The organism is Plantactinospora sp. A48 (genome assembly GCF_055793945.1).
The window spans coordinates 20472-28081 of sequence record NZ_JBTIXF010000082.1 but is presented as its reverse complement, the minus strand read 5'-3'; the positions used below and the strand labels follow the sequence as shown (position 1 = coordinate 28081).

The following is a 7610-nucleotide window of genomic DNA, read 5'->3' as shown; positions in this document are numbered from 1 at the left end:
TCGACACCGACCAACACGACACCCAGCAGGCCGACCCGAACCCGATCGCCGCCTAACATCAAACCGGATCCCGCGATGGCCGTCTCTTACACCACTCGCGCGGACGCGACCTGCGGGAATGCTCGTTGCCGGGTTCCTCCAGGGTCAGACCGATGGTTACGCGGTGTGCATGTTGCCTGGAGGGAAGCATTGCAAAGGCGGGTGAGGGCACTTCGCGGGGACAAACTAGCGCTCACTTTCGGTGACCGGAACTCCCGGATGATGGTTCAGCAACCTGGTGAAGGCCCACCCACCGAAGCAGTATCGGCTGAGTGCATACTCCAGTCCGCGCTAACCGTTGCCCGATCCCCTCTGCCTGGGCCCGACAACGGCTGTCACTGGACTCCAATAGCCAACCGCAAACACCGGTCGGTCCACCGCCAGGCCCGCCCTCATCTCCCGCGGCGACCCCGAAAGGTCGGCCTGCGGTTCGGGTTCGCCGATACCCCGGGTGGATCGGACGCTCTGATCCAACCGAGTTACGGGGGCATGGTCGCAGGCCCCGGTGTCGAACCGGGCGTACCGCCGGTATGAGGGGCGGTCGAGCAGCCAACGCTCGCCTACGGTGCTCCACGGCGGATGGCACATCGGGCGAGGCCGTAGCCGGATTCGAACCGGCGTTCACCGCTTTGCAGGCGGTTCCCTGACCACTCGGGCATACGACCGTGGCGTGCCCCCGGCTGGAATCGAACCAGCGGCCCCCGGATCCGGAATCCGGTGCTCTGTCCGCTGAGCTACGAGGGCAGTGCGCGTCCCCGGTGCCGACCCAGGTCTGCCGCGAGGGCGACGGTCCCGCTGGACGTGCCGCCGTCCACGACGCGCGTGCGGGTGACTGGCCGGGTTCGAACCGGCGACCTCCGGGGCCACGACCCGGCGCTCTGACCTGCTGAGCTACAGCCACAGTTTCGGCCTGTCGGCCAGTGCCCGCGCCAGGGTTCGAACCTGGGATCTCCCCGGTGTGGGCGGGGCGCTCTCCCGCTGAGCTACACGGACGGGACAGGTGAAGAAAATGGATTTGAACGTCCACCGCGCCATGTGTCCCGGCCTGGGATCGAACCGGTGGTCTCCCGCTGGACAGGCGGGCGCTCTCCCGTTGAGCTGGAAGGGCTTGATCAGGGCCATGTTCCCCCTGGTGGACCCGGCCGGAATCGAACCGGCTGCCTCCGCTGTGCGAAAGCGGCGCTCTGCCAGATGAGCTACGAGCCCGAGGGTGGTGCGGTGCGTACCCGGAGCGCGATTCGAACGCGCACTGGCGACGTCCTCAACGTCGTGCCTCTGCCGTTGGGCTACGAGGGCGGGTGAGCTGGGAGCGGAGGATTCGAACCTCCACGGACCGGGTCAGAGCCGGTCATGCTGCCGGGTTACATCAGCTCCCATCGCGGCCGGCGGGGTGATGGCCCGCCGGCCAGCCTCAGCGCAGGCACAAAGCGGCCCAGATGGGTACGACGGTCGGCAGCGGCCAGATGCCGATGAGCCGGTCCGGGTCGGTTCCCGTGAACCTCGGCAACCCGGCGGACCAGCCTGCGCACGGCGTGGCGCAGGTTGACGCGGTGCAGCGGGCCGGGGTCGGCATTGAGCACGAGCACGTCCACCGAGGTCTCCTTCCTGGTTCGTGGCCGATGGTGGGTGTGGAGTGGCTACCGGGGCTCGAACCCGGGACCTTCGCCTTGGCAAGGCGACGCTCTGCCTGCTGAGCTACAGCCACGTGCGAGCCGTCGACCGGATTCGAACCGGTGGCCCCGGTCGTACCAGGACCGCGCTCTGACCAGGTCTGAGCTACGACGGCGGGGGTGCCGCGAGCGGGAGTCGAACCCGCACCTCGCGGGCCAAACCGGGCAGCCTGCCAGCCGCGGCATGGTCAGCGGTCGACCGGGGCGCCGGCGATGTTTCCTGCCCCGCCTCCGGGCCGCGACGCTCCCACGCCAGCCGGCCGGTGGACGGGTCCCGTCCCCACCTGGAGGCGCGACCCGCATCGCTGCTTCCGTGTCCCCGGAGAGATTCGAACTCCCGGCCCCCGGATCCGTAATCCGGTGCTCTATCCGCTGAGCTACGGGGACAGGCGGTCCGTACGCGGCTTGCCCGGGGCTTCTTCCGGGGCGGTGACCAGCCGCCGGGCGGATGTCGCCCCGCCGCATTCGCCGTGCACAGTCCGTGGTGGACCTGGGCGGATTCGAACCGCCGACCCCCGGTCTGCCGAACCGGTGCGCTACCAGCTGCGCCACAAGCCCCTGTCGTCCGGAACCCCCGAGTCGAACGGGGTGTCTCGCGCTCCCAAGGGGCGCGGGTTGCCGTCTCCCCCGCTCCGGAATCGCCCGGCCGCCGGCGAATCTGCGGGCGGACGGGCCCCCACGTCCGAAGTGGGGCAAGGAGTGTGCGCGGGTCGGTGATGTGCCATCCGCTGTGGAATTCTCAAAAACCGATGCCGCTGGCGGAGCCGGGGCGGTGCGCACGGGCAGCAGGAATCGAACCGCGTCTTCCAGCTTTGGAGGCTGGTGCTCTGCCGGTTGAGCTACACCCGTAGGTCAAAGAGGAATGTGACTACCGCGGGTCCGAGAACGAGAACGCCGCCCGGTCCCGGAACTGGGAGGGCGGCGCGAGAATCGCTAGCAAATGCTAACTGCGCCACCGTCTCAGCTTGTAGCTGGCCAGGTCACCGGCCAGCACGCCGGGTCGCCCGGAACAGGTCAGGGCGACCTCGCCGCGCGGCATGAGCCGCTGCGATGTGATCGAGGTATGCCACAACATGTCGGTCTCCCGGTTCCTGGTGGATCGTCTTGGTGCTGATCTCTACGGTAGGGCTACCCGCCGACGTCGGCAATCTATTATGAGAAGCGTCAGGACGAACCGTCGACGACCCGTTTGAGCCCGCCGCGGCTTACCCGGATCCCCTATCGCCGCTGGCGGCTGGCGCCTGATCGACGGCCTTCGACGGCTCCCGACTGACCGCGTACCGCCAGGCCCGCGGTCGGAGCAGGTGGAGCTGACCGAACGCCTGCGGCACGCCAGCGCCGAGACCTTCGTCGCCGCAGCCGCCCAGCGGATCCGGACCCCGGTGGTGCAGGTGTTCCTGCTACGAGTCGTTGCGCACCCGCCCGCGGGACGGGCCCCGCAAACCCTGACGGCCGCGCCGGACATCGACGTGCTGTCGAACAGGCGTGGTCGCTTCCCGGCATTGCCCCACGCCATGACCTTCCTGACGCGTACCCAGTGCCTGTTGGCGGGCAGACTGTGGCGGTGGCGACTTCTGGACAGCAGCGGTTCGGGGCTGTAGATGTGCACTACCCGCCGGAGGGTGGAGCCCGTAGCGCGCTCGTCGTCGGCCGCGACGAGCGGTTCGCCGATCTGGTCGAGGAGCGCACCGTATTGCTCCCTACGGTAGAGGCGTATCAGCCCGGCCGGTTCTACCTACGCGAGTTACCCGCGATCACCGCCGTGTTGAGCACCACCACTGACTTGGACCTGCTGGTCGTCGATGGGTACGTCGGCCTGGACCCGCACGGCCGGCCGGGGCTGGGCGCTCGCGTGCACGCACAGACCGGCCTGCCGGTCATCGGCGTGGCCAAGACCGCGTTCCACACCGCGACCCACGCGATCGCCATCCACCGTGGCACCGACGCGACCCGTCCGCTTTTCATCACCGCCGCTGGTATCCCCTTCCCGACAACGCCCGGCACGGGCAGGCGCATGCGGTACCGGCCAACAACCTGGGCCGATTGTTGTCCCGGTGCTATCCCGAGTCTCCGGACAGCGAAGGATTACTGGTTGAGGCAACCCGGTACGAGCCGTCACATCCCGAGTTTCACCTCGACCTGGCGATGCACCATGCTGGGCGCGGAGTGCGACGTGAGGCGATGGCGGCGGTCGAAGCAGCCGCATCCGCCGCGAAGGCGTACGCCGAGGTGCTCGATCTCGCGGCGACAGCCGACTTGCGGGCCAGCGACATGCAGGCGGACGATGGACCGGTCCCCGGATCGGAAGACGTCCGCTCCAGCTGGGCACTGGTGTCGGAGCCGGTGACCTGATGCAGCTCCGATTCCTGCACCACGCCTACCGCCGCGCCCACGTGACGGCTGCGGATTTGCGGGTCAGTGATGCCCAAGAGGCGAAACTCGACCTGTCGGATCAGGTTGGTGACTTCGCCGCCCTGATCGAGCGGCGTGGGCTCACTAGGGCGTTGTTCGCGCATCTGCGCCGGCAGTTTCTCTGGTACGGCGTGACCGGTGTGATCCTGGTTGTCTTGTCCGCTGGCATCCCCCCGGCCATCACCGCTGCGGTGCAGCACCTGTCCCGAGGCACTGCGCGCGGCGAACTCCGTTCTCTCGTGGTCGTCAGCGCGCTGGTCGCGGCGTTCGGTGTCGTCCGCTGGCTGATGACCTGGCAGGTACGCGAGCTGGTGCTGCGCACCAATCTGCTGACCCAGCGGGTGATCTTCCGACGTCTACAGCACGTCGATCCCGGCTGGCTTTCCGAAGGCGGACGCTCCGTCAGCTCCTACCTCATGGCCTGGCCCGACCAGATCTCCCAGCTGGTGTTCGCGACCGAGTTCGTCGTCTACAGCGCGTTGGTCGTCGTCCTGGCGGTCCAGCTGATCGCGACATTCGGTCCGATCGGTGTCGTGGTGATGATTCTGATCGCGGCGGTCGCTCTGCTGCTTCGCCCACTCGGAGCGGCAACCGTCCGGCTGGGGATGCAGTACCTGGAACTGGACCATGGGCGTTCCAAACTGATAGACGACCTCGCCCGGCAGCGCCGCCAAATCCGGCGCTTCGCTTTGACCGACGCCTTCCTTTCGGCCATGGCGGTCGCCCGGCGGCCACAACTGGCACTGTTGAAACGCCGCGCTTACCTCTCCGGTGCCTACGACGCCGTTCTCGACGCTCTGCCGGTGATCTTCGCTGCCGTACTGATCGTGGCCGTGCAGCTCAGCAGCGGTCTGGTCGCCGCGGCGCAGCTCGCCGGTGTCCTCGTGGCCAGCCGGATGATCGTCAGCGCCATCAGTGAGAACCTGGCGACGTGGCGGGTGGTGCAGACGGGAATTGCTGCGGCCCGGGGCGTGGATGGGCTCATCCGCGACGTCCCCACCGTCGCCGTGCAAGCGGATGCTTCGCTGCCGGCGGGCGCTGTCGAATTGCATGACACCGACGTGGCGATTTCGATCCTGCCGGGCCAACGTGTCGCGGTCATCGGCACCGAGGCCAGCCGTCTTCTGCACGACATCGCGCTGAACCGTCAGCGCCCCGACGGCGTCTCGGTACGCCGGGGCGGCGACGTGCAGTGGGTGGGCCGCGACCACCGGCCCCTCGACGGGACGATCGCTCAGGTGACCACCCTGTGGTCGACGACGGTCGACGAACAGCACTACATCGACGCCGTGCAACGCTCGGGACTCGGTACCGAGCTGGCCGCCCGCAGCAGCGGTGACGCCAGCCCTCTGTCGTCCAGCGGCCGGATCCTGTCGGACGGCCAGTCGGTACGTCTGGGCCTGGCCCAGGCGATGTGTGCGACCAGCGACGTCTACCTGCTCGATGACGTCTTCACCGCCCTCGACCCGTCGAGTGCCGACACCGTCGCCGAGCGGACCTTCAGCGGAGCCCCCGCCACCTGGGTCTACTCCACCGCGCGGCCGGAGATCCTCTGCCACGCCGACATCGTGATCGTCGCCACGGCCGGCACGCTCGCCTCGACGTCGGCGCGCCAACTCGCGGCCGGCGAAGGACCGGTCGACCTGGACACCGTTCTTGGCGACGGTTCAACACTGCGTCTACGGTCCACCCTGGCGCGTACCGACTCGACAGCGGCCGGCAGCAACACCGACGTCAGCCCCGACCGCGACCCCGAACCCATGCGCTTCCGGCAGGCGAACCTCGGCGACGACACGCTGCTGTCCACCTCGCTCGACAGTCACGCCACGGAACCAGAGAAACGCGCGTCCGCCGCCCACCTGATCGCCATGATCTTCGGACCGTGGTGGATGACCGCCATGTTCGCCGGTGCGGCCGTGGCGATCCTCGGCGAGTTGTTCCTCGCCGGAAACAACGGCGACGGCCGTTCCCGCGCGACGGGTGCCGCCGTGTACGGCAGCGTCGCCTTGATCGTCCTTCTCGCGTACGCGCTACGACACGTGACTTCCTACCGCGGATCGGTCACGGCTATCGACAGACTGCACCGGTCGGTCATCACACAAGTGCTGAACCCGCAGGACACCGCGGACCCCGCCGCCGTCGGCGGACGCATCGGCCGTGATTTCAACGTCGCGGAGACCCAGGCACCGCGGGTGTTGTCCCTGATGGCCGTCGGGGTCGCTTCTCTGCTGATCAGCATCACCGTGGTCGCCGTTGGCGACGTCATCACCCTGATACCGTCGGCGCTGCTGTGTGGTGGTCTTGCCCTCGCCTACCTCCGCAGCAAGGACGCCACCGTGGCAGTCACCCGCCTCGTCGGCGCAGCCCGCGCGCCCTCGGTGAACTTCGCCGTCGCGTCAATCGGCTATCTGGGATTCCACGTCAATGCTCAGGTTCGTTCCGCGCTGTCAAGACGCTTCGACGGCCTGGCAGCGGTCCGCGCGGCAGCCAGTCACCGCCTGCAGTGGGTCCGGCTGCGGCTGCTGCTGCAGGTCGAACTCGTCGGCGCGGGATTCTTCATCGCCAGCGCCTGGGCGGCACCACTGGCCCGTGACGTGATCGCTCCCGGCGTGCTGCTCTACGTGGCGTACTCGCTAAGCCAGCAGGTCATCAGCGTCGTCGAACGCGCACAGTCCGGGGAGATCGCCTCGCGGCAGGTCAGCCGGGTACTGGCGCTACTGCCCGATGGCGCCCCCCGAAGGGGCACCCCCCGACGCGATGAGCGCGCGGGTGTCGCCGGCGGCGTCGGGTCAGCGGCAACCGTCCCGGCCGCCGAGGTCATCCTGGAGGACCTGACACTGGAGACCAGCGACGACACCCGGATGACGGCATCGGTCAGCGTGACTCTCGCCCCCGGCACACTGACCTGGATCGAAGGCCCGTCAGGGATCGGCAAGAGCACTCTGCTCGATACCGTGGCCGGGGTTCTGGCCCCGCGGACCGGCACCGTCCAGGTACGTGTTCCCGGCATAGGGGCGCCCGCACCGGTCCTGCTCGTCGGCAGCGACCTGCCCGACATGACGGTCAGCGTGGCGACCCTGCTCGACCCGGTAGGCTCGTCGCTCGATCTCGCGGGAACGTCTCGCACAGCGCAAGCTCTGCGCTCGGTATACACAGCCGCTGGACGAAGTACACCCGTTGACCGGACCCTGATCACGGAGCTCAGCCACCGCGATCGCCAGCTCGTCGCTCTGGCACGAGCGTTGGTGATCCATCCGTCGCTGCTGCTGCTCGACGAGGCCACCTCCACGCTCGATCCCCCGGTCGAACGTGCTTTGCTGCACCTGATCCGCGATCTCGGGGTCACCGCGATAGTCGTCTCGCACCGCAGCGACAACCGCGACCTGGCCGACATCGTGATCACCCTGACCGGCGCGGCAGCGACCGTCAACAGTCGATCTCCAGCTGCCACGATGAAGGCCAGGACACCGTGACCAAGCAGGAGAACCA

5 protein-coding genes, 12 tRNA genes and 1 pseudogene are annotated in these 7610 nt (G+C 68.4%); 4 read left to right on the top strand and 14 right to left on the bottom strand.

Features of this window, described 5'->3' with window-relative positions; genetic code table 11:
- Positions 1–633: 633 nt before the first annotated feature.
- The 14 genes from ACXN5W_RS27700 to ACXN5W_RS27635 all read right to left on the bottom strand — a co-directional run bounded on the left by ACXN5W_RS27700 (position 634) and on the right by ACXN5W_RS27635 (position 2784).
- Positions 634–704, bottom strand: a tRNA-Cys gene (locus tag ACXN5W_RS27700).
- Positions 705–710: 6 nt separating this feature from the next.
- Positions 711–783 (bottom strand) — tRNA-Arg (locus tag ACXN5W_RS27695).
- An 83-nt stretch (positions 784–866) separates the two neighbouring features.
- Positions 867–940, bottom strand: a tRNA-His gene (locus tag ACXN5W_RS27690).
- 20 nt (positions 941–960) lie between these two features.
- Positions 961–1032 (bottom strand) — tRNA-Val (locus tag ACXN5W_RS27685).
- 46 nt (positions 1033–1078) lie between these two features.
- Positions 1079–1139, bottom strand: a tRNA-Asp gene (locus ACXN5W_RS27680).
- A gap of 30 nt (positions 1140–1169) precedes the next feature.
- A tRNA-Ala gene (locus tag ACXN5W_RS27675) sits at positions 1170–1245 on the bottom strand.
- A gap of 97 nt (positions 1246–1342) precedes the next feature.
- Positions 1343–1415 (bottom strand) — tRNA-Gln (locus ACXN5W_RS27670).
- Positions 1401–1631 (bottom strand): hypothetical protein, encoded by a 231-nt coding sequence (locus ACXN5W_RS27665; protein ID WP_473161323.1) that lies wholly within the window; start codon positions 1629–1631, stop codon positions 1401–1403. The genes ACXN5W_RS27670 and ACXN5W_RS27665 overlap by 15 nt, the downstream gene beginning before the upstream one ends.
- 37 nt (positions 1632–1668) lie before the next feature.
- Positions 1669–1744, bottom strand: a tRNA-Gly gene (locus ACXN5W_RS27660).
- A gap of 5 nt (positions 1745–1749) precedes the next feature.
- Positions 1750–1825: transfer RNA gene (locus tag ACXN5W_RS27655), tRNA-Thr, on the bottom strand.
- Positions 1826–2023: 198 nt separating this feature from the next.
- A tRNA-Arg gene (locus tag ACXN5W_RS27650) sits at positions 2024–2096 on the bottom strand.
- Between the two features lie 95 nt (positions 2097–2191).
- Positions 2192–2267, bottom strand: a tRNA-Ala gene (locus tag ACXN5W_RS27645).
- 219 nt (positions 2268–2486) lie between these two features.
- A tRNA-Trp gene (locus tag ACXN5W_RS27640) sits at positions 2487–2558 on the bottom strand.
- Between the two features lie 94 nt (positions 2559–2652).
- Complete coding sequence (locus tag ACXN5W_RS27635; protein WP_473161322.1) at positions 2653–2784, bottom strand: hypothetical protein; 132 nt, start codon at positions 2782–2784, stop codon at positions 2653–2655.
- A 229-nt stretch (positions 2785–3013) separates the two neighbouring features.
- Between ACXN5W_RS27635 and ACXN5W_RS27630 the strand changes: the two genes are divergently transcribed.
- The 4 genes and pseudogenes from ACXN5W_RS27630 to ACXN5W_RS27615 all read left to right on the top strand — a co-directional run bounded on the left by ACXN5W_RS27630 (position 3014) and on the right by ACXN5W_RS27615 (position 7594).
- Positions 3014–3310: a hypothetical protein gene (locus ACXN5W_RS27630; RefSeq protein ID WP_473161321.1), complete on the top strand. Its 297-nt coding sequence runs from the start codon at positions 3014–3016 to the stop codon at positions 3308–3310.
- Positions 3247–3573 (top strand): annotated as a pseudogene (locus ACXN5W_RS27625) (endonuclease V); the annotation flags it as partial. The gene ACXN5W_RS27630 and the pseudogene ACXN5W_RS27625, both read left to right, overlap by 64 nt.
- Before the next feature lie 317 nt (positions 3574–3890).
- Positions 3891–4061: a hypothetical protein gene (locus ACXN5W_RS27620; RefSeq protein ID WP_473161324.1), complete on the top strand. Its 171-nt coding sequence runs from the start codon at positions 3891–3893 to the stop codon at positions 4059–4061.
- Positions 4061–7594: an ATP-binding cassette domain-containing protein gene (locus ACXN5W_RS27615; protein WP_473161320.1), complete on the top strand. Its 3534-nt coding sequence runs from the start codon at positions 4061–4063 to the stop codon at positions 7592–7594. The genes ACXN5W_RS27620 and ACXN5W_RS27615 overlap by 1 nt, the downstream gene beginning before the upstream one ends.
- Positions 7595–7610: the final 16 nt, after the last annotated feature.